Origin of the sequence: Pseudomonas sp. W15Feb9B, assembly GCF_000828175.1 — a bacterium.
GTDB lineage: Bacteria > Pseudomonadota > Gammaproteobacteria > Pseudomonadales > Pseudomonadaceae > Aquipseudomonas > Aquipseudomonas parakoreensis.
In genome coordinates this window covers 264,036-286,476 of sequence record NZ_JTKF01000018.1, presented here as the reverse complement: position 1 = coordinate 286,476, position 22,441 = coordinate 264,036, and the positions used below count along the sequence as shown (strand labels likewise).

Sequence of the window (22,441 nt, the reverse complement as noted above, 5' to 3'; positions counted from 1 at the left end):
AGCGAGATCAATCGTCAGCTGTGGGGTCAAGATCCGGGAACATCACTTCGGTAAAACCGAATTTGCTGAAATCGGTAATCCGCGAAGGATACAAGCGGCCGATCAGATGATCGCATTCGTGCTGCACTACCCGCGCATGGAAGCCTGACGCCACGCGTACGATCGGTTCGCCCTTGGGATCAAAACCTTCGTAGCGAATCTGCTGATAACGATCCACCGCGCCACGCAGGCCGGGCACCGACAGGCAGCCTTCGAAACCCTCCTCGGTCAGCGGACTCAACGGCGTGATCAGCGGATTGATCAGGATCGTCTGCGGCACCGCTTCGGCGTCCGGGTAGCGTTCGCTGTGCTCGAAACCGAAGATCACCAATTGCAGATCGACGCCGATCTGCGGCGCGGCCAGACCAACTCCGCCGACGCTTTCCATGGTCTGGAACATGTCATCGATCAGTTGCCACAGCTCGGGGCTGTCGAACATCTCCGGCGGCACTGGCGGGGCGATGCGCAGCAGGCGTTCGTCGCCCATTTTGAGGATTTCACGAATCATGATCAGGCTTCGTCAGTGTCCGGCTTGAGCGAATGATCGCGCCCCAGGCCCGAGACGTGTTGTTTGGGATGTACATCGAGTTCGCCGGGGACTTTCTCGCCCGCGTCCTTGCCCTCGCTGGACATGTGTTCGATCACCGCATTCATCTCGGCGCCGAGCAGCAGCACCGCCGAGGAAATGTAGAAATACAGCAACAGCACGATGATCGCCCCGATGCTGCCATACATCGCGTTGTAGTTGGCGAAGGTTTTGACGTAGAACGCAAAGCCCAGCGAGGCGATGATCCACACCACCACGGCCAGTACCGAGCCGGGGGTGATGAAGCGGAACTCCTGTTTGACGTCGGGCATCACGTAGTAGATCAGCGCCACCGCGACCATCATCAGAATCACGATCACCGGCCAGCGCGCAATCGTCCAGACCGTGACGATGAAGTCTTCCAGCCCTACCTGCGCGGCAATCCAGCCCATCACTTGCGGCCCGAGCACCATCAGCGCGGCGGCCACCAGCAACATGCCGGCAATGCCCACGGTGTAGAAAATCGACAGCGGAAAACGTTTCCAGATCGGCCGTCCCTCGACCACGTCATACGCGGCGTTCATCGCGCTCATCATCAGGCGCACACCGGCAGACGCGGTGTACAGGGCGATGACGATACCCACCGAGAGCAAGCCGCCCTTGGACTGCTGCAACTGATCGATCACCGGGTTGACCTGCTCCAGTGCCTGCGGCGGCAATACCAGCTCCGACTGCAGGCGCAGCCAGGTGAAGAAGTCCGGCAGGTGCAGGAAACCGATCAAGGCGATCAAAAACAGGATGAACGGGAACAGCGAGAACAGCATCTGGTAGGCCAGTGCCGAGGCGTAGGTCGACATTTCGTCGTCGACGAATTCAGTGACCGTGCGCACCATCACTCGATGCAGGGGCAGACCTTTCATGTCCGGAAAAATCATTCGCGTCTCCTTTCGCCGCATTACAGGTTGAAGTCGTGGCGACTCAGGGGCCGTTTTTTACATCACGGTAGCCTACTTGGCGACCTTCGTGGATGACCGTCGGGTTTTGACACAAAAACGGCCATCCTTGGATGGCCGTTCGTGTGTTTCGTTCAAGGCGGGAATTACGCCTTGTCGACACCTTTCTTGATGGCGTCTTTGGCTTTGCCGACAGCTTGCTGGGCTTCGCCTTTTTTCTCTTGCAGCTTGCCTTCGGCTTGCAGCTTGGTGTTGTCGGTGGCTTTACCGACACCTTGCTTGACGTTGCCGACGGCTTCGTTGGCCATGCCTTTTACTTTATCGCCAGTGCTACTCATGGTGTTTCTCCTTGGTGCATTGAAGGGGAAAAGTCAGTACGTAATGATTGACTGGCCGGGTTTGCCACGAGTTTCATTTATTTTTGCCCTTCATTTCGTCGTGCAATGCAGGTTGGGCTTTATGTTTGCCCCCCAAGCCCCGAGAATGCGCAGCTATGGGCGCGCTGCGCCAACGATCAGACCCCGCAGGAATGTTATGAAACTCGATAAAAAGCAGGCCATTGCCCGTCGCAACCAGGAACTGGGCGGCGCTGTGCTCGGCACCAACAACTGCCACTTCGCCGAACTGAACCGCAACCGCAACATCTGGTGGTTCGACCTGCCGGTGTCGCGTCTGGCCGTCGGTCAGTACGAGTGGATTCACCTGCTGATGCACACCCCGGCTACCGACGAACTGCTGCACCTGAAAGTGCCGACCGTGTTCCTGCGGGAAAAGCTCGAAGGCCTGGTGATTCGCAACGAAGGCAAGCGCAAGGCGGCGTTGAGCCTGGAATTGAGTGCAGACAAGGATTCGTACCTGCAGGACATGCGTCCGGCGGGGACCAACGTGAATTTCGCGCCGTTCCGGCAGTAAGCATTCCTTGTGGCAACTGGACTCTGTGGCGAGGGAGCTTGCTCCCGCTGGGCTGTGAAGCAGCCCCATAACCCCGTGTCAGTTGAGTCCTGACACACCACATTCACCGGACTTACGACTGCTGCGCAGCCGAGCGGGAGCAAGCTCCCTCGCCACAGGATCGAAGAACGCCGCCCAACAAAAAGCCCCGCATTTGCGGGGCTTTCTGTTTTACGCGGCGGACTTCGCCTTGATCTTCTTCAGCTCTTCGTCACGCAGCTCGCGGCGCAGGATCTTGCCGACGTTGGTGGTCGGCAGTGCATCGCGGAATTCCACCGAACGCGGCACCTTGTAACCGGTGACGTTGGCGCGCATGTGTTCCATCACGGTTTCCTTGGTCAGGCTCACGCCCGGTTTGGCCACGATGAAGATCTTGATCGCTTCGCCCGACTTCTCGTCCGGCACGCCGATGGCCGCGCACTGCAACACGCCCGGCAAGGTTGCCAGCACGTCTTCCAGTTCGTTCGGGTAAACGTTGAAACCGGACACCAGGATCATGTCCTTCTTGCGATCGACAATGCGCATGTAGCCATCGGGCTGGATCAGCGCGATATCACCGGTCTTCAGCCAGCCTTCGCTGTCGAGGATCTCGTCGGTGGCTTCCTGACGCTGCCAGTAGCCCTTCATCACTTGCGGGCCCTTGACGCACAGCTCGCCGATTTCGCCCATGGGCTGCTCGACACCGGCATCGTCGATGACTTTGCACAGGGTCGACGGCACCGGAATACCGATGGTGCCGATCTGGATGTTCTGGATCGGGTTGACCGTGGCCACCGGGCTGGTTTCGGTCATGCCGTAACCTTCGCAGATCGAGCAGCCGGTCACGGCTTTCCAACGCTCGGCCGCGGCCAGTTGCAGGGCCATACCGCCGGACAGGGTGACTTTCAGGTTGGAGAAATCCAGCTTGCGGAAACCTTCGTTGTTGCACAGCGCCACGAACAGTGTGTTCAGGCCAACGAAGCCGCTGAACTTCCACTTCGACAGTTCCTTGACCATCGCTGGCAGGTCGCGCGGGTTGCTGATCAGGATGTTGTGGTTGCCGATCAGCATCATCGCCATGCAATGAAAGGTGAACGCATAGATGTGGTACAGCGGCAACGGGGTGATCAGGATCTCGCAGCCTTCGTTGAGGTTGGAGCCCATCAGCGCCTTGCACTGCAGCATGTTGGCGACGAGGTTGCGATGGGTGAGCATCGCGCCCTTTGCCACGCCGGTGGTGCCGCCGGTGTATTGCAGTACCGCGACGTCGCTGCTGTGCGGGTTGGCTTCGGTCACAGGCTGGCCCTGGCCCTTGCTCAGCACGTCATTGAACTTGACGGCCTTAGGCAGGTGATAGGCCGGCACCATCTTCTTCACGTACTTGATCACGCTGTTGATCAGCAGGCGCTTGACCGGCGGCAGCAGGTCGGCGACTTCGGTGACGATGACGTGTTTGACGCCGGTCTTCGGCACCACGGCTTCCGCCAGGTGCGCCATATTGGCCAGACACACCAGGGCTTTGGCGCCGGAGTCGTTGAATTGGTGTTCCATTTCCCGCGCGGTGTACAGCGGGTTGGTGTTGACCACGATCAGCCCGGCGCGGATCGCACCGAAGACGGCGACCGGGTACTGCAGAACGTTGGGCAGTTGCACGGCGATTCGATCACCGGGCTGCAAGTCGGTATGCTGTTGCAGATACGCGGCAAACGCACCGGACAATTCGTACAGTTCACCGTAGGTGATTGTCTTGCCCAGGTTGCTGAAAGCCGGTTTGTTGGCGAAGCGTTGGCAGGACTGCTTCAACACTGCCTGAATATTCGGGTACTCGTCTGGATTGATGTCGGCAGCAATTCCAGCCGGGTATTTATCCTTCCAAAAGTCTTCGATCATGGAAGCCCACTCCTCAGCAACGCGAATTCTTCACCGCATTTGATGCGATTATTATTGGTGTGTGTTTTGTATTGGTGAATCTGGCTTTTCTACAGGCCGAGAAGTCACAAAGCGCGCCGAGAGTAGCAGCTTTGCCAAGGGCCGACTAGAGCCAAAAGCGGCCTCCATGGTCACTTTAATGACTCAAGACTTTCTAACAGTCATTTTAGAGCAAAAATCCTATATCACCCTGAAAGCCCCGGTTTTCCGGGCCTTCACCCCCAAAAAGCATCGCGGGCAAGCCCGCTCCCACAAGGTTGATGGAGATCCCTGTGAGAGCGTGGCTTGCCCGCGATCCGCGCAACGCGCGGCCATTCACCGATCAGGCAATATCGCGCAACTCCCGCCGCAAAATCTTGCCGACCGGCGTCATCGGCAATGACTCACGCAGCACGATGTGTTTCGGCACCTTGTAGGCCGTGAAATTCTCTTTGCAGTACGCCTTGAGCTCTTCGAGGCTGACCCCGGTTTCCCGCGCCACCACAAACAGCTTCACCGCCTCGCCCGAACGCTCGTCCGGCACACCGATCACCGCGCAGTTGGCGACTTTCGGGTGAGCCATCACCACGTCCTCGATCTCGTTGGGGTACACGTTGAAACCGGAGACGATGATCATGTCCTTCTTGCGGTCGACGATGCGCACGAAGCCGTCCGGGTCGATCACCGCGATATCACCGGACTTGAACCAGCCCTCGGCATCCAGCACTTCGGCGGTGGCTTCTGGCTTGTGCCAGTAGCCCTTCATGATCTGCGGGCCTTTGATACACAGCTCGCCACGCTCGCCCATCGGCTGCTCGACGCCCTCGTCATCGATGACTTTCAGCAGCGTACCCGGCACCGGCAGGCCGACCGTGCCCAGGCGCGACTTTTCGCCATACGGGTTGGTGCAGGCCACCGGCGAGGTTTCGGTCAGACCGTAACCTTCGGTAATGCGGCAACCGGTGATCTGCTCCCAGCGCTCGGCGGTGGCCTTGACCAGCGCGGTACCGCCGGAGTTGGTCAGCTTGAGGCTGGAGAAATCCAGGGTCTTGAAGTCCGGGTGATCCATCAGCGCGACGAACAACGTGTTCAGCCCGAGCAACGCCGAGAAGCGCCAGTTCTTCAGTTCCTTGATGAAGCCGGCGATGTCTCGCGGATTGGTGATCAGCACGTTGTGGTTGCCGGAAACCATCATGCACATGCAGTTCGCGGTGAAGGCATAGATGTGATACAGCGGCAGCGGCGCCACCATCACCTCCTGCCCTTCACGCAGCAGTGGCTGACCGTCAGGCCCCAGTTGGGCGAGACAGGCGCGCACTTGTTGCATGTTCGCCACGAGGTTGCCGTGGGTCAGCATCGCGCCCTTGGCCAGCCCGGTGGTGCCACCGGTGTATTGCAACACGGCGATGTCGTCGAGGCTGACTTTCAGCGGTTTGATTCCCAAACCACGGCCCAGCCGCAGCGCACTCTTGAACGAGATGGCCTGCGGCAGCGAATAGTCCGGGACCATTTTCTTCACTTTGCTGACCACAGTGTTGATCAGCCAGCCCTTGGCGGTGGGCATCAGATCGCCCATTTTCGCTTCGATCAGGTATTGCAGGTCGGTGTCCGGCAGTACTTCCTGGACCTTCTGCCCGAACATGTTCAGGTACACCAGCGCCCGGGCACCGGAGTCCTTGAACTGGTGGCGCATCTCGCGCGCGGTGTACAGCGGGTTGGTGTTGACCACGATCAGCCCGGCGCGCAAGGCGCCGAACACGGCAATCGGATATTGCAGCACATTGGGCATCTGCACCGCGATGCGATCCCCCGGCACCAGATCGGTGTGGGCTTGCAGGTAACCGGCGAACGCCGCGCTGTAGCGCTCGAGTTCCGCGTAGGTCAGGGTCACGCCCATATTACTGAAGGCCGGACGGTCCGCGAATTTCTTGCAGGAACGCTCAAACACCTCGATCACCGACTTGAACTCGCCCATGTCGATGTCCAGGGGTACGCCGGCGGGGCGTTTGTCATTCCAGAAATCAGGTTGCATTGTTCTTGTCCTCTTTACCTGAATCGATCCGGGAGCCGCTTTTCTGTGGTTTCGCGCTTACCCCTGAGGGCACAAAGCAAAAAGCGGAGCTTCACGGACACTAGCAGTTATGGCCATTGAGGCAAATAAGGGCAATGGCGACATTGATCGTATGAATCTTCCTGCCGTGGCGTGAGCTGATCGGACGCGCTATACAATGCTACGACTGCGGGCCGTAACCGCTCGATAAAAAGGAATTGCCATGATCCACCGTGCCTTCTGGCTGGACGCGAGTGACCGCAGCCGCCTGTTCGTCAACCAGTGGCTGCCCGCCGCGCCATTGAAAGCAGTGATCCTGCTGGCCCACGGCATGGCCGAACACAGCGCTCGCTACGAAAGGCTGGCGAATGCGTTCTGCGAACAAGGCTACGGTGTGTACGCCCCGGATTTGCGCGGGCATGGCAAAACCGCCGAACACGGGACGCTCGGGCATTTCGCCGATGACGACGGCTGGTGCAAAGTGATCGGCGATCTGGCCAGCCTCAATCAGCACATCGGCCAGCAGCATCCCGAGGTACCGATCATCCTGCTCGGGCACAGCATGGGCAGCTACCTCGCCCAGGGTTACCTGCTGCATCACAGCGCCAGCCTGCACGGGGCGATTCTCAGCGGCTCGAATTTTCAGCCTGTCGCGCTTTACGGCGCGGCGCGGCAAATCGCCCGTTTCGAAAAACTGCGTCAGGGTGGCAAGGGCCGCAGCGCGTTGATCGAGTGGTTGTCATTCGGCTCGTTCAACAAAAAATTCAAACCGGCGCGTACCCCGTTCGACTGGCTGAGCCGCGACCCGGTGGAGGTCGATCGCTATGCCAGCGACCCGCTTTGCGGCTTTCGCTGCACCAACCAACTGTGGATCGACTTGCTCGGCGGCTTGCAGCAGATCAGCAAAGCGTCCAATCTCGCCCAGATCGACCCGGGCCTGCCGCTGCTGGTGATCGGCGGTGAATGTGATCCGGTGAGCGAAGGCAAGCGTCTGACAGATCTGGCCGAAGCGTTGCGCTCGGCCGGCAGCCAGAACCTGCAACTGAAGATCTACCCGCAGGCGCGGCACGAATTGTTCAATGAAACCAATCGCGACGAAGTGATCGCCGATGTGCTGGCCTGGATCGACCAGGCGCTGAGCCATCGCCGCCCCCATCGCAGCGAATAATTTTTTGTGGATTCACTTTAATCCGTCACAGGAATCAAGACCGATGACCCAGGTTACCAACATCCCTTACGAAGCCCTCGAAGTCGGCCAGACCGCCAGCTACAGCAAGACTGTCGAAGAGCGCGACATTCAGCTGTTCGCCGCGATGTCCGGCGACCACAACCCGGTGCACCTGGACGCCGAGTTCGCCGCCGCCAGCATGTTCAAGGAACGCATCGCCCATGGCATGTTCAGTGGTGCGTTGATCAGCGCGGCCGTGGCGTGCGAGCTGCCTGGGCCGGGCACCATCTACATCGGTCAGCAAATGAGCTTTCAGAAGCCGGTGAAGATTGGCGACACCCTGACCGTGCGTCTGGAAATTCTCGAGAAATTGCCGAAGTTTCGCGTGCGCATCGCCACTCGCGTGTTCAATCAGCGTGATGAATTGGTGGTGGATGGCGAGGCCGAGATTCTCGCGCCGCGCAAGCAACAGACCGTGACCCTGCCGACGTTGCCGGCGATCAGCATCGGCTGATGGAAAAGATCGCAGCCTTCGGCAGCTCCTGCCGGGGAACGCATTCCAAGGTAGGAGCTGCCGCAGGCTGCGATCTTTGGCTTTTCCCTCACGCATAAAAAAAACGCCAGACTAGCTGGCGTTTTTTATAACCTGCAAACGCTTACGAACGCGCGCGAGCCTGGTTACGCAGGGCTTTCACCTGGTCGTGATTGCGTTGCACGCCGTGGTACTGACGCTCAACCAGGTCACGGATGCCGACCAGGTTGTGCTTGTTGATTTTCTCGATGGCTTCACGATAAGCCTTGAGTGCATGATCTTCACCGCGCTCGGCTTCGTTCAGTACAGCCTCTTCGTCCTTGCCGGTGAACATGGCTTTGACGTCGACCCAGCGACGGTGCAGGTCACCGCTGACGCTGGTAGAGGTTTCCGGATCACCGCCCATCGAGCGCACGGTAGCCTGCAGTTCGGCAGCGGCAGTGGCGCAATCGGCAGAACGCTTGGCGAACAGCGCTTTGAGTTCTGGATGCTTGATGTCTTCGGCGCAAGTCTTGAACCCTTCCTGACCGTCCTTGCTGGTTTCGATCAGGTCGTTGAGTACAGAGATGGCTTCTTTGTTCATGTCAGTCATTTTTCAATTCCTTGCGGTTGGTTGAAGATGCAAGGGTTATTGCAGTGTGCGTGCCAGCTTTTTGATAAAAAATAAATCCTTGTTTTTCAACAAGTTAAATATATTTGAACTATCTGTATCACGGTTATTTGCATGATCTGTCATTTGGCCTGCATGCAGAATGCCTGTATTTTCCAGAGTGTTCCGAAGCCAGATGATTGCCCCTGATGAATCCTGAAAAACTCGAACTGCTGATCACCCGTGAAATGCCCTTTGGCAAGTACAAGGGCCGGATCATTGCCGACCTGCCGGGCCCTTATTTGAACTGGTTCGCTCGCGAAGGCTTCCCTCACGGCGAGCTCGGCGGACTGTTGGCGCTGATGCAGGAAATCGACCATAACGGTCTGTCGGAGCTGCTTGAACCGCTACGCGCCAAACACGGCAAACCCGCCCCGCGCCACTGAAGCGCCCTCCCCCCAAGCCGAGTCGACCATGCCTGACAACACCCGCCGCGCCCGTGACGAAGCATTCTGGCAAACCTTCGCCGATCGCTACGAAGCACAAACCGGTCCGCTGAACCTGGAAAACGGCTACTTCGGACGCATGTCGCGCACGGTGATCGAGGACTACCAGCGCAACATCGAGCTGATCAACACCCGCAACTCGGTGTATGTGCGCCAGCGTTTCGAGCAACACGACAGCCTCGACATCCGCGCGCAACTGGCCGAGACGATCGGCGTGCGCGCGCAGAGCATCGCCTTCACCCGCAACGCCAGCGATGCGCTGCAGTCGCTTATCCGCAATTACAATCGCCTGCAGCCGGGCGATCAGGTGCTGATCTGCGACCTGGAATACGACACGGTCAAAGGCGCCATGCGCTGGCTGGCGCGCCATCGCGGTGTGGAGGTGATCGAGATCAGCCACACCCATCCGGCCACTTTCGACAGCCTGCTGGATACCTATCGCGAAGCCTTCGTCCGCTATCCAAAACTCAAGCTGATGGCCCTGACCCACGTGACTCATCGCACGGGGCTGGTGATGCCGGTGCAGGCCATCGCTGCGCTGGCGAAACAACATGACGTAGACATTATCCTCGACGGCGCCCACGCCCTCGGCCAGATAGAGTTCAACCTTGAAGCCTTGGGCATCTCGTTCGCTGGTTTCAATCTGCACAAATGGATTGGTGCACCGTTGACTCTGGGTTTTCTGTACATCGCCCCGCAGCGCCTTGCCGACATTGATCCGGACATGGGCGAAATGCACTTTCCGGCCAGCGATATCCGCGCGCGCACGCCGTACAGCACACCGAACATTCCGGCGTTGATGTCCCTGCCGCTGGCGCTCGAGGAGCATCGTTCGCTCGGCGGCGCAGCAGCCAAGGGCGCGCGACTGAATTACCTGCGCAACCTGTGGGTCAGCGCCGTGCGCCACTTGCCGGGGATCGAAGTGATGACCCCGGACGATCCGCGCTTGTATTGCGGCATCACCTCGATGCGCTTCACTCGCCACACCGATCAACAGGCGATGGTCGAACGTCTGCTCGATGAGTACCACTTGTTCACCGTGGTGCGTAACGGTGCGGCGAGCGGGCCGAGCATCCGTATCACTCCGGGATTGACCACCACGGCGGCTGACATGCAGTTGCTGACCCGTGCACTCAACGAGCTGCGCTGATCCGTTCACACAGTGTACTTGTCGAAGTCCTCGGGCTTGATCTGCGACGAGGCGGCAAAGGTGTCGATGCCGATGGTCAGGTGGCCGAAAAAACCGTCCTCGTGCGATTCACGCCCGATCGGCCACACCGTCAAGGTTGAGCCCTCGCCGCCCATGTTGGCGTAGTAGCTGTCCTCGGCATTGTTCAACGGTGCAGAGGCCCGCCCGCGATAGTCCCGGGCATTGAGCACGGCGCGTGACACCACCTCGGGAAAATACAGCTGACCGACCCAGGCCACGTTGCGCTCATCCAGATATTCACTGCCGGTAACCATGCGCACGGCCACATGAATGTGCAGCGCCCGACCGGCATAGAACCCCGGATAGATGGTGGTGAAGCGCGCCCGTCCCTGCTGATCACAGAACTGGCTGCCGCGCAGGTAGGTGTCATCATCGGTACGCGGGATCGAGCCGATGGCATCGGTGTCGACCTCCCGATCCGGATTGATCCGGCTCCACCCCGAATAGGCGCCCCGCGCATTGCAGTGCCAGATATCCACCAGCGCGCCGCTCACCGGCTCGCCGGTCATCGCGTCGACGATCGTCAGGCGCAGCAGCAGTGGCAGGCCCTCGGCGCCCTCGCTGATATTGCGTCGCAGTAATTTGGGGTTGCGGAAATACGGCCCGGCGATCTGCTCGGGCGCCAGTTGATACACCGGTTGGGGTGTTGCGGCTGAAGTGTCTCGTTCCATGACGCGTTCTCTCTTCCATAAGATGAACGCAGATTAACGGCGCGCGCCGCTCTCGGTGCGGTAACTATGTATCGCGTCATTTCTCATGACTTTTTCCGGGCAAAAAAAAAACGGTGCACCGACCAAGCGCACCGTAAAGCCGTAGAACACACAACGAAGTGTCAGGTAAAACGTTTAGTCCAGCAGTGCCAGGGCCTCGGCAGTGCATTCCTGAATGCGCGCCCAGTCGCCGTTCTTGATCCACTCCGGATCGAGCATCCAGCTGCCGCCCACGCACATGACGTTTTTCAGCGCCATGTAGCTCTTGATATTGGCCGGGCCGACGCCACCGGTCGGGCAGAATTTCACTTCACCGAACGGGCCGCCGAGGGCCTTGATCGCCGCCACGCCACCGCTGACTTCCGCCGGGAACAGCTTGAAGCGGCGATAGCCCAGGCCATAGCCTTCCATGATGCCGGAGGCATTACTGATGCCTGGCAGCAGCGGAATCGGGCTGTCGACGCTGGCTTCGAGCAGGTCACGGGTGATACCCGGGGTGACGATGAACTGCGAACCCGCCGCTTCAGCCGCCGCAAGCATGTTGCGATCAAGCACGGTGCCGGCGCCGGTCACCAGTTCCGGACGCTGCTCACGCAGGATCTGGATCGCCTTGAGGCCGAACTGCGAACGCAGGGTCACTTCCAGCGCCGTCAGACCACCAGCGGCCAGGGCGTCGGCCAGCGGTAGCACGTCCTGTTCACGGGCGATGGTGATCACCGGCAGGATCCGCGCCTTGGCGCAGAGGCTGTCGATCAGGGCAACTTTGTCCGCCATGGAAACGGTCGGGGATGGGGTTGTCATAGCGGCTGTTCCTTGGCTCATGGGCACCAGTAAATCTCTAACGTAGGTTGCAGAAACGCGCGCACCGGCATGGCCGCGACGTCGTCGGATGCCAGTGCGGCATTCAGTGTGGTCAGTTTCGATTGACCGGAAATCGACAGAATCTTGTGCTTCGCCGAAGCCAGCAGCGCTCGGCTCATGGTCAGGCGTTGACGCGGTACGCTCGGCGCCAGCATCGGCCAGCAGCGACGGCTGCCGTCAGCCTGCAACGCTTGCGTCAGGTTCGGGCTGTCGGGGAACAGCGACGCGGTGTGACCGTCATCGCCCATGCCCAGCACCAGCACGTCGATCGGCGGCAATTCCGCGAGCAGACGGTCGGCCTGCTCCGCAGCCTGCTCGACGTTGGCCGCCGCGCTGTAGAGGCTGAGGAACTGCGCCTTGGCCGCCGGTCCCTTGAGCAGGTACTGCTTGAGCAGGCCGGCGTTGCTGTCGGCGTGTTCGACCGGTACCCAGCGCTCGTCGGCGAGGGTCACGACGACCTTCGACCAGTCCAGCTCCTGCTTGGCCAAGTGCTGGAAAAACGCCACCGGGCTGCGACCGCCAGAAACCACCAGCACCGCGTTGCCGCGTGCCGAAATGGCTTCGCTCAGCTGCTTGGCGACATTCAGTGCCAGACCTTCGGCCAACAGCACCGGACTCTTGAATTCGTGGGCATTCACGCCCGCGGGCAGTTTCACATCAGATATCGCCATACCACGACCTCCCGTCCCGCGTGATCAGTGCAATCGAGCTCATCGGCCCCCACGACCCGGCCGCATACGGCTTGGGCGCGTCACCGGATTTTTTCCAGCCGGCGATCAACTGGTCACACCACTTCCACGCGGCTTCGATTTCATCTTTACGGACAAACAGGTTCTGATTGCCGTTCATCACTTCCAGCAACAACCGCTCGTAGGCGTCGGGGATCCGCGCACTGCGCCAGGTGTCGGAGAAATTCAGTTGCAGCGGGCCGCTGCGCAGTTGCATGCCCTTGTCCAGACCCTGCTCCTTGGTCATCACACGCAAGGAAATGCCTTCGTCCGGTTGCAGACGGATGATCAGTTTGTTGCTGATCTGCAGGCGCTGTTCCGGCGCAAAGATATAGTGCGACGGCTCCTTGAAGTGAATGACGATCTGCGACAGCTTCTGCGGCATGCGCTTGCCAGTCCGCAGGTAGAACGGCACGCCGGCCCAGCGCCAGTTGCGGATGTCGGCACGCAGGGCAACGAAGGTTTCGGTGTCGCTCTGGGTGTTGGAATTCGGCTCTTCGAGGTAGCCCGGTACGGATTTGCCTTCGCTGTGGCCGGCGATGTACTGACCGCGCACCACTTGCGTGGTCAGGCCTTCCGGGCTGATCGGCGCCAGGGCCTTGAGCACCTTTACCTTTTCATCACGAATGCTGTCGGCGGACAGGTCGGCCGGCGGGTCCATGGCGATCAGGCACAGCAGCTGCAACAGGTGATTCTGGATCATGTCGCGCAGCTGGCCGGCCTTGTCGAAGTAGCCCCAACGGCCTTCGATACCGACCTTCTCGGCCACGGTGATTTCCACGTGGGAGATGTAATTCTGGTTCCACTGGGTTTCGAACAGGCTGTTGGCGAAACGCAGGGCGATCAGGTTCTGGACGGTCTCTTTGCCCAGGTAGTGGTCGATGCGATAGGTGCGGTTCTCCGGGAAGAACTGCGCCACGGCGTCGTTCACCTTGCGCGAGGATTCCAGATCGGAGCCGATCGGCTTTTCCAGAACCACGCGGGTGTTTTCTGCCAGACCGACTTTCGCCAGGTTCTCGCAGATCGCGCCGTACACCGCTGCCGGTGTGGCGAAGTAGGCAATCATGCGTTGCCCGCTGCCGGCCGCTTCGGCCAGCGCCACATAGTCTTCAGCCTTGAGGAAGTCGACGTGCAGATAGCTCAGGCGCGCGAGAAAGCGCTCGGCCACCGCCTCGTCCAGCTCTTTGCCGACGTAACGGCGCAATTCGGCGGCGATAAACGCCAGGTGCTGCTGCTCGGAACCGGGTTCACGGGCCAGCGCAATAATGCGCGTGTTCTCGTGCAACAGGTCGGCGCCATCGAGGTGATAAAGGGCAGGAAACAGCTTGCGCAGGGCCAGATCGCCCAGAGCGCCGAACAAGGCAAAGGTGCACGGTTCAACCGTAATCGAAGGCATGATGTTTGTTCTTTTATCAAGTTAAGCTACAAATACCTTTTTTCAAGGCATCACTCAAGGGAAAATGTAGTAATAACCACAACATTTTCGCAAAATACAGATTCCGAGTGGTGGTCGGTCGGAGCCATCAGTAGGATAGGCCACCGTCACGGGCCACATCAAAGGCCCAATTTGCATAGCCCGGCGCACCTTTGCGCAGGTGAATTAGGAATTCCATATGGACCGCGTGCGAAATTTACTGGAACAGATCCAGAGTCGCCTTGAAGAGCTGAACAAGGCCGAACGCAAAGTCGCCGAGGTGATCCTGCTCAACCCACAGCAGGCCACCCGCTTCAGCATCGCCGCCCTCGCCCAGGCCGCGTCGGTGAGCGAGCCGACGGTCAACCGTTTCTGCCGTTCGTTCGGTGTCAGCGGCTACCCTGAACTCAAGCTGCAACTGGCGCAGAGCCTGGCCAGTGGCGCGGCGTATGTCAGCCGCGCGGTGGAGGCCGATGACAATCCCGAGGCGTACACGCAGAAGATTTTCGGCAGCGCCATCGCCTCGCTGGACAGCGCTTGCCAGGCGCTCGATCCGAACCTGATCAGCCGCGCCGTCGACCTGTTGATCCAGGCGCGGCAGATCCACTTTTTCGGCCTGGGTGCTTCGGCTCCGGTGGCGCTGGATGCGCAGCACAAATTCTTCCGTTTCAACCTCGCCGTCACCGCGCATGCCGATGTGCTGATGCAGCGGATGATTGCGTCAGTGGCACACACCGGCGAGCTGTTCGTGATCATTTCCTACACCGGGCGCACCCGCGAACTGGTGGAAGTGGCGCGCATCGCCCGTGAGAACGGCGCTTCGGTGTTGGGCCTGACCGCAGAGAATTCGCCGCTGGCCAAGGCCAGTACCCTGAGCCTGAATATTCCGCTGCCGGAAGACACCGACATCTATATGCCGATGACCTCACGGATCATTCAGTTGACAGTGCTGGATGTGCTGGCGACCGGCATGACCCTGCGTCGCGGGGTGGATTTCCAGCCGCATCTGCGCAAGATCAAGGAGAGCTTGAATGCCAGCCGGTATCCGGTGGGTGACGAGTTCAACTGAGGCCTGATAATTCTTTATTGAATGATCCGGCCTCATCGCTGGCAAGCCAGCTCCCACAGTGTCCGGGTCGTCCACAAAATCCATGACCGCCACTGAATCTGTGGGAGCTGGCTTGCCAGCGATGGGGCCAGCAGCCACCGTACAAACTCAGGCAGCAGCCCACGCCTGCAAACTCAAATGCGCCTTCTCCCCCGGCGCCAGATGCAGGCTGTCGGTACCGCCCGCCGCCGCTTCGACACAGACAAACTCCGCCACTTCATCCCAGCTCACCCCCAGCAATGGTCGCGAGCCAGGATGCCAGACCACGGTGTCGCCGCTGTCACCGGTATCGATGCACAATTCGCGCTGCCAGGCGTGATCCTTGAGCTGCAATTCGCCGTCGTGCTGGAACACCCGCTGACAACCGCCATCGACGCGTAACTCGCCTTCCTGCTGGCAGGACTGGCGGCTCAGTTGGTCATAACCCTGCGCACCTTCGAGCCCAGACAGCGCTATCTCACCGACATCACCAATACGCCAGTAAGCATGCAAAGCCTGGCTCAACTGGCACGGCATGTCGTCCTGATGCTCGGTGCTCAGGCGTAATTCCATGCGTTCGCCCAAATGCGCGTGCAGGTCGACCTGCCAGTCGCACAGCTGCAATTGCCAATGCAGGCGCACGCCATCCTCGGCACTGCTGCTGTCGATCAGTTTCCAGTCGAGCAGTCGCGCCCAGCCATGGGACGGCCAGGCGTTTTCGCTCGGATGGCGGCCATACCATGGCCAGCACACCGGTACACCACCGCGAATGGCGCCCACGTGCGGCCACTTCGCCGCGCACCACAACCACGGTTTCTGCCCGCGCGGCTGAAAGTGCAACAACTGCGCGCCCTGGCGACTGAACACCGCCTGACACAGCGGATGGTCGATCACCAGCACATCGCGCATCTGATAGCGCTCCCAGGCAAACACCGGTCGTTCGCGCAGGGATTTGAAGAAGCGTTGCAGCGGATGCTCATGCATTGGCCACGGTCCTGAAAATCATGAGGGTACTCAACAATCCACATTGCTCTTGTGGCATGGGAGCTTGCTCCCGCTGGGCTGCGAAGCGGCCCCAAAACCATTCACTGCGGTGTGTCATTTAAACCTCATCATCAGGATTTACGACTGCTGCGCAGCCGAGCGGGAGCGAGCTCCCTCGCCACAAATGGGTACGACACAAACCTTGTATACGAGTGTCGCAAAAAAAAGCGGACAGCCTGGGCTGTCCGCAAATATGCGCACATGGAGAGGAGCTTATCGCAGACGCGTCAGAACGTAGACTGAATTTTCAGGCCAGCGACCAAAGCGTTGTCCACGGCATCAACACCGCCCGGGTGAGTGATGTACTGCAGGTTAGGACGCACGGTCAGCCAGTTGGTGACGTGGAAGCCGTAGTTGATCTCGTAGTTGTATTCGGTTTCACGAATCGGCGAGAACACCGGATTGTCGTAATCCGAGACACCGTTGGAGGCATTCAGCAGTTCGGCGTTTTTCTTCACGTCATCGTTGACGTGGATACGCGCCGCGCCAATGCCGACGTCATCCTTCGGACGGGCGTCGAACGGGCCTTTGTAGACAAACATCACCGACTGGTAGTTATCGATGAAGTTGGTGTCCTTGTCGTGGAAGGTCGCGTTGGCGGCAATGTTCAGACCGCGGCTGGCATCACCGTTGTGGCTGGTGAGTTGCTGCTGCGCGACGAACCAGTAACCGTGTTTGCTGCTGTGGGTCTTGTAGGCGTCGCCAGTGGTCGCCGCGTCGAAACCGTTGACGTCTTCACGCACGTCGCTGGCGTCAGCGGTGCTCTTGTAGTAACCGATGCGGTATTCGCCCGGCAGGCTGTTGACCTTCGGCGACCAGACCAGTTCGACTGGCAGAACAGTCCCTTTGGTGCCGCTGCCGCTGAGCTTGAAGCCGTTACCGTGTTCCAGCTGCGACGGGTTCTGGTTGTACGCACCGATCTGCGCGTAGAGCTCGTCGTTGATGTTGTACTTCACGCGGATCGCGGCCTGGCTGACCGGCCAGTTGTACCAGATGTTGGTCGCCCAGTTACCCACTTGCGAGCCGCAGAACGCCAGGTTCTGGAAGTCGCACGGGAAGGTGTTGAAGTCTTCGCCCTCACCGAAGTAACCGGCCTTGACGTCGAGTTTGTTGTCGAAGAACTGGTGCTGAATCCACAACTGGGTCAGACGCACCATGTGGCCACGGCCGTAGACTTCCTGCGAAGACGACAGAGTGCCGGCACGCGGATCGCCAATACGATCGTTGGAGATGTTCTGACCGTTACGGTTGGTCAACTGGATCTTGGCCTGAGTGTTGTCCCAGCCCCAGAGTTTTTGCAGGTCCAGCGCCACGCCCAGACCGAACTGATCGCTGTAGCGACCGGTCTTGTCGTCGTTGTAGCCGCCATGCAGGTTGGCACCCATTTCCCCAACATAGTCGGCCTTGATGTCGATACCCTGCTCGATCAGCTTGGTCCGCTCGCCACCCCAGTCACCGGTCATCCATTTCGAGTCGGAGCTGAACGCATCCGCAGCCATTGCATTGCCGGCCAGCACCAATGCCGCCGCGGCTGACACTTGGCAGATCAACCGGGCATTGACGTGTTTCTTTTTCATCCCTACATCCTCGTCTTTATTGTTATTAACTGTTTTTTTCCAACGCGGTTTACATAAATTGCGCTGGATTACAGGCAATCCAGCGCGTGCTCCTGTTTGGAACCCGATCCCTGTGGGAGCTGGCTTGCCAGCGATGGCGGTGATTCAGGCGACATCCATGTTGGATGTGCCGGCCCCATCGCTGGCAAGCCAGCTCCCACATGACCGCATTCCAGCATTGATCTTCAGCGACCTTTGAACTGCGCCACGTTCGCCGACCGCGCCTCGGTCTGCGCCTGGCCCGCAACGCCCAGACGCTCGCCAGTCTTGGCATCGAACAACAACACTTTCGACGGATCGAATTGCAGGGTCAGGGTTTCGCCCACCTGCGGCGCCACGTCCGGTGCCAGGCGGCAGCAGACCTTGGTCTCATTCAGGTTGACGAACACCAGGGTGTCCGGACCGGTCGGCTCGGTGACCTGCACTTCGGCCTTGATGCTCGGCAGACCATTGCCCTCGCCGTTCGCCAGAACAATCTGCTCCGGGCGCAGGCCGAGGATCACTTCGCGATCTTCCAGCCCTGCATCCTGCATGCTCATCGGCAACTCGCAACGCGCCTGACCGCTGTCGAGCAGTGCCAGCAGACGACCGTCCTTGCGTTGCAGACGCAGCGGAATGAAGTTCATCGGCGGCGAACCGATGAAGCTCGCCACAAACAGGTTGGCCGGGTCGTTGTAAATCTCTTTCGGCGTGCCGAACTGCTGAATGATGCCGTCCTTCATCACCGCAACCTTGTCGCCCAGGGTCATCGCTTCGATCTGGTCGTGGGTCACGTAAACGGTGGTGGTTTTCAGACGCTGGTGCATCAGTTTCATTTCGGTGCGCATCTCGACGCGCAGCTTGGCGTCGAGGTTGGACAGCGGTTCGTCGAACAGATAGATCTTCGGCCGCCGCGCCAACGCACGACCCATTGCCACGCGCTGTTGCTGGCCACCGGAGAGCTGACCCGGCTTGCGGTTGAGCAGGTGTTCGATCTGCAGCAGCTTGGCCACGCGCGCGACCTCTTCGTCGATCGCCGACTGGCTCATCTTGCGAATTTTCAGACCGAACTCGATGTTCTCGCGCACGCTCATGGTCGGGTACAGCGCGTAGGACTGGAACACCATGGCGATGTCGCGATCCTTCGGGCTCATGCCGCTGACGTCCTGGTCGCCGATCATGATCGCGCCACCGGTGATGGTCTCGAGGCCGGCGATGCAGTTCATCAGGGTCGACTTGCCGCAGCCCGACGGGCCGACCAGGATCAGGAACTCACCGTCCTTGATCGACAGTTCGATGTTCTTCAGGGTATCCGGCAGGCCGGCACCGTAGGTCTTGTTGACGTTGCGAAGTTCGAGCGTTGCCATGATTACCCCTTGACTGCGCCGGCCGTCAGCCCGCGCACGAAATACTTGCCTGCGACCACATAGACCAGCAGGGTCGGCAGCCCGGCGATCATCGCCGCTGCCATATCAACGTTGTATTCCTTGGCCCCGGTGCTGGTGTTGACCAGGTTGTTCAGCGCCACCGTGATCGGTTGCGAATCACCGCTGGAGAACACCACACCGAACAGGAAGTCGTTCCAGATCTGGGTGAACTGCCAGATCAGGCAGACCATGATGATCGGGGTCGACATCGGCAGAATGATCTGCCGGAAAATCGTGAAGAACCCCGCGCCATCCAGCCGTGCTGCCTTGATCAGCGCATCGGGAATGCTCACGTAGTAGTTGCGGAAGAACAGCGTGGTGAACGCCAGACCATAGACCACGTGCACGAACACAAGGCCGGTGGTGGTGCTCGCCAGGCCCATCTTGCCGAGGGTGAACGAGGCCGGCAGCAGCACGGTCTGGAACGGCAGGAAGCAGCCGAACAGCAGCAGACCGAAGAACAGCTGCGAACCACGAAAGCGCCAGAACGACAGCACGTAACCGTTCAACGCGCCGATGGCGGTGGAGATGACCACGGCCGGCACGGTGATCTTGATCGAGTTCCAGAAGTAGCCGTCCACCGTGGCCCAGGCCTTGACCCAGCCGATGCCGCTGACCACGGTCGGCCAACTGAGCAGGTTGCCGGTGCTGATGTCTTCCGGGGTCTTGAAACTGGTCAGCAGCATCACAACCAGCGGAATCAGATACAGCAATACCGCGAGGATCAGCACCGCGTAGATCGCGACGCGACTCAGGCTGAACGCGGGTTTGGCAGCGAGACTAGTCATGACGCTTGGTCCTCAGCTCGGAGTACAGGTAAGGCACGATGATCGCGAGAATCGCACCGAGCATCAGAATCGCACTGGCCGAGCCCATGCCCATCTGGCCGCGACTGAAGGTGAAGGAGTACATGAACATCGCCGGCAGGTCGGAGGAATAACCCGGGCCACCCGCCGTCATCGCCGCGACCAGGTCGAAGCTCTTGATCGCGATGTGCGCCAGAATCATCACCGCACTGAAGAACACCGGACGCAGGCTTGGCAGCACGACTTTCCAGTAGATGGTCGGCATGCTCGCACCGTCGATCTGTGCGGCACGGATGATCGACTGATCAACTCCGCGCAGGCCGGCGAGGAACATCGCCATGATGAAGCCCGAGGCTTGCCACACAGCGGCGATCACCAGGCAGTAAACCACGCGATCCGGGTCGATCAACCAGTCCAGACGGAAGCCTTCCCAGCCCCAGTCACGCAACAATTTGTCCAGGCCCATGCCCGGGTTGAGCAGCCATTTCCACGCGGTACCGGTGACGATCATCGAGAGCGCCATCGGGTACAGGTAAATGGTGCGGATAAAGCCTTCGCGACGGATGCGCTGGTCGAGGAACACCGCCAGCAGCACGCCGATCACCAGGGTGATGCCGATGAACATGCCACCGAACACCGCGAGGTTCTTGCTCGCCACCCACCAGCGATCGTTGTCGAACAGCCGGGCGTATTGCGCCAGACCGGCCCACTTGTAGTTGGGCAGGAATGTCGAGGTGGTGAACGACAGCACGAACGTCCACAGGATGTAGCCATAGAAGCCCACCAGTACGATGAACATGCTCGGCGCCAGCACCAGTTTCGGTAGCCAGCGCTGCAGTGCATCGAACGGCGAGGCTTTGCTGAACACAGCAACAGAACTCATGGGGAAATCCAGTACGAGGGTAGAAAATTCACACGCTTTCCCCTTGTGGGAGCAAGCTTGCTCGCGAAGGCGTCCTGTCAGTTGATATTTCGATTGCCTGACACTCCGCTTTCGCGAGCAAGCTCGCTCCCACAGGGGCTGCGGTGCTGATGCTTATTTGGCCGACTGAACCGCCGCGCCCAGCTTCTTGGCCGCATCGGCCGGGTCGGCTTTCGGGTCGTTGATGTAGTTGGTCACGACATCAAAGAACGCGCCCTGCACCGCCAGCGTGGTCGCCATGTTGTGCGCCATGCTCGGTTGCAGGCCCCCGGACTTGGCGTCAGCCAGGAAGTCCTTGGCAGCGGTCTGCGCGCAGGAGTCGAAACCGAGTTTGTCCATGTTGTTCAACATGTCGTTACGTACCGGGATCGAGCCTTTGTTGATGCTGAAGACTTTCTGGAAGTTTTCCCCCAGCACGACTTTGGCGATGTCTTGCTGACCGGCCGCAGTGCCTTTGTCTTTCTGCTTGAACACCGCCAGGGAGTCGATGTTGTAGGTGAACGCCTTGTCGGTGCCCGGGAAGGCTACGCACTCGTAGTCCTTGCCGGCGACTTTCTTGGCAGCGGTCCATTCGGACTTGGCCCAGTCACCCATGATCTGCATTCCGGCCTTGCCGTTGATGACCTTGGCCGCTTCCAGGTTCCAGTCCTGACCCTTGCCGTCGGCGTCCATGTAGGTCGCGACTTTCTTCAGCTCGGTCAGCGCCTTGACCATTTCCGGGCCGGTCAGCGCTTTGTTGTCCAGATCGACCAGGGCTTTCTTGTAGCCATCAACGCCCATGACCGAGAGCACAACGGCTTCGAACACGGTGCTGTCCTGCCAAGGCTGACCGCCGTGAGCCAGCGGGATGAAGCCCGCAGCCTTGAGCTTGTCGCCGGCGGCGTAGAATTCTTCGAGGGTGGTCGGGTTCTTGGTGATGCCGGCTTTCTTGAACACTTCCGGGTTGATCCACAGCCAGTTCACCCGGTGAATGTTCACCGGTACGGCCACGTAATCACCGTCGTACTTCACGGTATCGGAGACTTTCTTGTCGAGCAGGCTGTCCCACTTCTCTTCTTTGGCCACGTCCTTCAGGACGTCGGTGTCGAGCAGACCGGTGGAGGCCCATTCCTGAATATCCGGGCCTTTGATCTGGGCCACGCCCGGCGGGTTGCCGGCCACGGCGCGGCTCTTAAGCACGGTCATGGCCGTGGCACCGCCACCGCCGGCGACAGCGCCGTCTTTCCAGGTGAAACCGTCTTTTTCAACTTGCGCCTTGAGCACATCGACAGCGGCTTTTTCGCCACCGGACGTCCACCAGTGCACGACTTCGACCGAACCTTTGGATTCGGCAGCGGACACACTGAGAGGCAGAATTGCGAGCGGGAACAGGGAGGCGACAGAAATGACAGTAGCGAGGCGAGAAATCGCATTCATCTGAGATGTACCTTTCTTGT

The 22,441-nt window shown here is 59.7% G+C and carries 22 protein-coding genes; 6 read left to right on the top strand and 16 right to left on the bottom strand.

All coding sequences use genetic code 11. The features are described 5' to 3' along the window. Nucleotides 1–7: 7 nt before the first annotated feature. The 3 genes from def to OC71_RS11450 all read right to left on the bottom strand — a co-directional run bounded on the left by def (nucleotide 8) and on the right by OC71_RS11450 (nucleotide 1,856). Nucleotides 8–547 carry a peptide deformylase gene (gene def, locus OC71_RS11460; protein WP_003227403.1) on the bottom strand — a complete coding sequence of 180 codons (540 nt, stop codon included), beginning with the start codon at nucleotides 545–547 and terminating at the stop codon, nucleotides 8–10. A gap of 2 nt (nucleotides 548–549) precedes the next feature. Further along, on the bottom strand, nucleotides 550–1,500 hold the full coding sequence (locus OC71_RS11455) for a YihY/virulence factor BrkB family protein (protein ID WP_041068694.1): 951 nt from the start codon (nucleotides 1,498–1,500) through the stop codon (nucleotides 550–552). A 164-nt stretch (nucleotides 1,501–1,664) separates the two neighbouring features. After that, entirely contained in the window at nucleotides 1,665–1,856 is a 192-nt protein-coding gene (locus OC71_RS11450; RefSeq protein WP_027612573.1) for a CsbD family protein, read from the bottom strand. A gap of 196 nt (nucleotides 1,857–2,052) precedes the next feature. Between OC71_RS11450 and OC71_RS11445 the strand changes: the two genes are divergently transcribed. Beyond that, nucleotides 2,053–2,430, top strand: a complete 378-nt coding sequence (locus OC71_RS11445; protein ID WP_041068691.1) for a hypothetical protein — start codon at nucleotides 2,053–2,055, stop codon at nucleotides 2,428–2,430. A gap of 210 nt (nucleotides 2,431–2,640) precedes the next feature. Here OC71_RS11445 and fadD1 read toward each other — a convergent pair whose 3' ends face one another. Continuing rightward, complete coding sequence (gene fadD1 / locus OC71_RS11440) at nucleotides 2,641–4,338, bottom strand: long-chain-fatty-acid--CoA ligase FadD1 (RefSeq protein WP_041068688.1); 1,698 nt, start codon at nucleotides 4,336–4,338, stop codon at nucleotides 2,641–2,643. Nucleotides 4,339–4,699: 361 nt separating this feature from the next. Then, a complete protein-coding gene (gene fadD2, locus OC71_RS11435) occupies nucleotides 4,700–6,388 on the bottom strand; it encodes a long-chain-fatty-acid--CoA ligase FadD2 (protein WP_041068686.1) in 1,689 nt (562 codons plus the stop codon). 241 nt (nucleotides 6,389–6,629) lie between these two features. Here fadD2 and OC71_RS11430 point away from each other — a divergent pair, with 241 nt between their 5' ends. Both OC71_RS11430 and OC71_RS11425 read left to right on the top strand, forming a co-directional pair. Beyond that, a complete protein-coding gene (locus OC71_RS11430) occupies nucleotides 6,630–7,574 on the top strand; it encodes an alpha/beta hydrolase (protein WP_041068683.1) in 945 nt (314 codons plus the stop codon). Nucleotides 7,575–7,617: 43 nt separating this feature from the next. After that, nucleotides 7,618–8,088, top strand: a complete 471-nt coding sequence (locus OC71_RS11425) for a MaoC family dehydratase (RefSeq protein WP_003227420.1) — start codon at nucleotides 7,618–7,620, stop codon at nucleotides 8,086–8,088. Between the two features lie 142 nt (nucleotides 8,089–8,230). Here the strand turns inward: OC71_RS11425 and OC71_RS11420 are convergent, their stop codons facing one another. Next, complete coding sequence (locus tag OC71_RS11420; protein WP_025112834.1) at nucleotides 8,231–8,698, bottom strand: PA2169 family four-helix-bundle protein; 468 nt, start codon at nucleotides 8,696–8,698, stop codon at nucleotides 8,231–8,233. 206 nt (nucleotides 8,699–8,904) lie between these two features. Here OC71_RS11420 and OC71_RS11415 point away from each other — a divergent pair, with 206 nt between their 5' ends. Both OC71_RS11415 and OC71_RS11410 read left to right on the top strand, forming a co-directional pair. After that, a complete protein-coding gene (locus tag OC71_RS11415; protein WP_003213031.1) occupies nucleotides 8,905–9,141 on the top strand; it encodes a DUF3820 family protein in 237 nt (78 codons plus the stop codon). A gap of 28 nt (nucleotides 9,142–9,169) precedes the next feature. Continuing rightward, a complete protein-coding gene (locus OC71_RS11410; protein ID WP_041068670.1) occupies nucleotides 9,170–10,351 on the top strand; it encodes an aminotransferase class V-fold PLP-dependent enzyme in 1,182 nt (393 codons plus the stop codon). Nucleotides 10,352–10,356: 5 nt separating this feature from the next. On the opposite strand, the gene OC71_RS11405 is transcribed toward OC71_RS11410, so the two are convergent. The 4 genes from OC71_RS11405 to zwf form a co-directional block, all read right to left on the bottom strand. Further along, on the bottom strand, nucleotides 10,357–11,082 hold the full coding sequence (locus tag OC71_RS11405; protein WP_041068667.1) for an intradiol ring-cleavage dioxygenase: 726 nt from the start codon (nucleotides 11,080–11,082) through the stop codon (nucleotides 10,357–10,359). Nucleotides 11,083–11,256: 174 nt separating this feature from the next. Then, nucleotides 11,257–11,922, bottom strand: coding sequence for a bifunctional 4-hydroxy-2-oxoglutarate aldolase/2-dehydro-3-deoxy-phosphogluconate aldolase (locus OC71_RS11400; RefSeq protein ID WP_007969324.1), 666 nt, complete (start codon nucleotides 11,920–11,922; stop codon nucleotides 11,257–11,259). A gap of 17 nt (nucleotides 11,923–11,939) precedes the next feature. Further along, entirely contained in the window at nucleotides 11,940–12,653 is a 714-nt protein-coding gene (gene pgl / locus OC71_RS11395; protein WP_041068663.1) for a 6-phosphogluconolactonase, read from the bottom strand. Continuing rightward, nucleotides 12,640–14,106, bottom strand: a complete 1,467-nt coding sequence (zwf, locus tag OC71_RS11390; protein WP_041068660.1) for a glucose-6-phosphate dehydrogenase — start codon at nucleotides 14,104–14,106, stop codon at nucleotides 12,640–12,642. The genes pgl and zwf overlap by 14 nt, the downstream gene beginning before the upstream one ends. Before the next feature lie 226 nt (nucleotides 14,107–14,332). On the opposite strand from zwf, the gene OC71_RS11385 reads away from it, so the two are divergent. Then, nucleotides 14,333–15,193: a MurR/RpiR family transcriptional regulator gene (locus tag OC71_RS11385; RefSeq protein WP_169842436.1), complete on the top strand. Its 861-nt coding sequence runs from the start codon at nucleotides 14,333–14,335 to the stop codon at nucleotides 15,191–15,193. 147 nt (nucleotides 15,194–15,340) lie between these two features. Here OC71_RS11385 and OC71_RS11380 read toward each other — a convergent pair whose 3' ends face one another. From OC71_RS11380 to OC71_RS11355, 6 genes are all read right to left on the bottom strand, one after another. Further along, a complete protein-coding gene (locus OC71_RS11380) occupies nucleotides 15,341–16,195 on the bottom strand; it encodes a D-hexose-6-phosphate mutarotase (protein ID WP_041068657.1) in 855 nt (284 codons plus the stop codon). A gap of 287 nt (nucleotides 16,196–16,482) precedes the next feature. Beyond that, nucleotides 16,483–17,832 (bottom strand): carbohydrate porin, encoded by a 1,350-nt coding sequence (locus tag OC71_RS11375; protein ID WP_041068654.1) that lies wholly within the window; start codon nucleotides 17,830–17,832, stop codon nucleotides 16,483–16,485. 224 nt (nucleotides 17,833–18,056) lie between these two features. Continuing rightward, nucleotides 18,057–19,217: an ABC transporter ATP-binding protein gene (locus OC71_RS11370; RefSeq protein WP_027612564.1), complete on the bottom strand. Its 1,161-nt coding sequence runs from the start codon at nucleotides 19,215–19,217 to the stop codon at nucleotides 18,057–18,059. Nucleotides 19,218–19,219: 2 nt separating this feature from the next. Continuing rightward, nucleotides 19,220–20,065 (bottom strand): carbohydrate ABC transporter permease, encoded by an 846-nt coding sequence (locus OC71_RS11365; RefSeq protein ID WP_007969317.1) that lies wholly within the window; start codon nucleotides 20,063–20,065, stop codon nucleotides 19,220–19,222. After that, on the bottom strand, nucleotides 20,058–20,966 hold the full coding sequence (locus OC71_RS11360; RefSeq protein ID WP_003227452.1) for a carbohydrate ABC transporter permease: 909 nt from the start codon (nucleotides 20,964–20,966) through the stop codon (nucleotides 20,058–20,060). Before OC71_RS11360 ends, OC71_RS11365 begins: the two co-directional genes overlap by 8 nt. Before the next feature lie 153 nt (nucleotides 20,967–21,119). Next, nucleotides 21,120–22,421, bottom strand: a complete 1,302-nt coding sequence (locus OC71_RS11355) for an ABC transporter substrate-binding protein (RefSeq protein ID WP_007969316.1) — start codon at nucleotides 22,419–22,421, stop codon at nucleotides 21,120–21,122. Nucleotides 22,422–22,441: the final 20 nt, after the last annotated feature.